1 protein-coding gene and 1 pseudogene are annotated in these 1,765 nt (G+C 62.0%); both read right to left on the bottom strand.

The features are described from left to right. Positions 1-183 (bottom strand): annotated as a pseudogene (locus tag WCJ41_RS22035) (hypothetical protein); the annotation flags it as partial. A gap of 25 nt (positions 184-208) precedes the next feature. Further along, on the bottom strand, positions 209-1,765 hold a 1,557-nt coding region (locus tag WCJ41_RS22030), incomplete at its 5' end, for an ABC transporter permease (protein ID WP_336907974.1).

Here is a 1,765-nt window from a genome sequence, read left to right as displayed (position 1 = left end):
CTTCTGAGCCTCGCCAAAGCCCTTGAGCTCAGCCAGCTGCGGGCCGGCCATGATCACCGCCAGAGCGGCGATGCCGATGCTGAGAGCAATGCCCATCACCGCAAGGACCAGCCACAGCATGGGCTTTCGTCCTGCCAGGCCGTAGCCCGAAAACGCGGTCTTCGTGATGGAGAAGTCGTTCATTCGGCAGCCTCCCTCTTGCGCGCCTCTATTCGCGGGCGAGCGCGTCCACCGGATCCAGCATAGCCGCGTTACGCGCAGGCAGGAATCCGAACACCATACCGATCAAGGTCGAGACCCCGAACGCAGCGGCCATGGTCCAGGTGGAAAAGACCAGGCTGAAACTCTTCACGAACAGGCTGAAAATAAAGCCCGCGAACATCGAAAGGCCGACGCCCAGCGCCCCGCCGAGCAGGCACACCAGCACGGACTCAATCATGAACTGGGACAGGATGTCGCTGCGCCGGGCGCCCACCGCGGTGCGCACCCCGATCTCGCGCGTGCGCTCGGAAACCGACACCAGCATGATGTTCATCACTCCGATTCCTCCGACCAGCAGCGCGATGCCGCCAATGGCTCCGAACAGCCCGGAGAAAACCACGGTAATCTGGTTGAGCTGGGAGCGAATGGCTTCCGAGGAGACCACAAAGAAGTCCTGTTTTCCATGGCGCGCCGTGAGCACCGGAACCAGCGCCTTTTCGGCAGCAGGTGAAGAAATCCCATCCTTGATCCGGACCGTAATTTGCTGAACAAATCCCTGCCTCGCGAGCCGGGTCATGACGGTCGTATAGGGCGCCCAAACCTGAAGCCGGTCTCCTCCGAAAGCCGAAGCCAATCCCTCGGCTGGAGCCGTTACTCCGACCACGGTGGCAGGCACACTGCCGCGCAGAATGGTCTGTCCAATAGGATCGACGTTCGGGAACAACTTCTTGGCCGTGTTAGGGTCAATGACCACGACCTGCGAAGCGCGGAACACAGCATCTTCTGAAAATCCCCGGCCCTTCTCGATAGTAATCGCCTGAACCCGGAAGTGCTGCGTTCCGACGCCTAGAATGGATCCCACACCAGACGCACTACCAGCCCGCAGTGTGCGTGAAGTCGTGATTACGGGCGAAGCACTGTCGACATAAGCAAGTCGTTCAAGCGCCTCTGCATCTTCAGGTCTCAGAGTTTGTACGCTTGCGGCTCGGGTATCACCGGCCTCCTGCCCAGGATAGATGTTTATCGTGTCGGCGCCGAGGGATCCGACGCCTGCAAGAACCGATTTCTGGGCGCCGCCGATCACCGCCAATATGGTCACCACCGAGGCGATGCCGATGATGATCCCCAGCATGGTCAGGACCGTGCGCAGCTTGTGCGCATTCATGGCGATCAGCGCCATGCGGAAGGCGTCGCCCAGCCGATCGATGACCGCGGCCCAGCTTTCCTTGATCGGCTGAACGATCAGCTTCTTGGGCTCGGGCGCCGGCCCCGCCTCGGGGTTGGAACCGTCGGCTACGATCTCGCCGTCGCTGATCTCGATGATCCGGCGGGCATGCTGCGCAACCTTGGGATCGTGGGTGACCAGGATGATGGTGTGACCCTCGGCGTTCAGCTCCTTGAGGATCTTCATCATCTCGGCGCCGCTGCGCGTATCGAGGGCGCCAGTAGGCTCATCGGCCAGAATCACCTGGCCGCCATTCATCAGCGCCCGGGCCACCGAGGTGCGCTGCTGCTGGCCGCCGGACATCTCGTTCGGCCGGTGCGACATCCGGTCGGCCAGACC

This window comes from Aestuariivirga sp. (assembly GCF_037139295.1).
Lineage (GTDB): Bacteria > Pseudomonadota > Alphaproteobacteria > Rhizobiales > Aestuariivirgaceae > Aestuariivirga.
The sequence above is the reverse complement of the archived record's forward strand: the minus strand, read 5'-3'. Positions and strand labels throughout refer to the sequence as shown.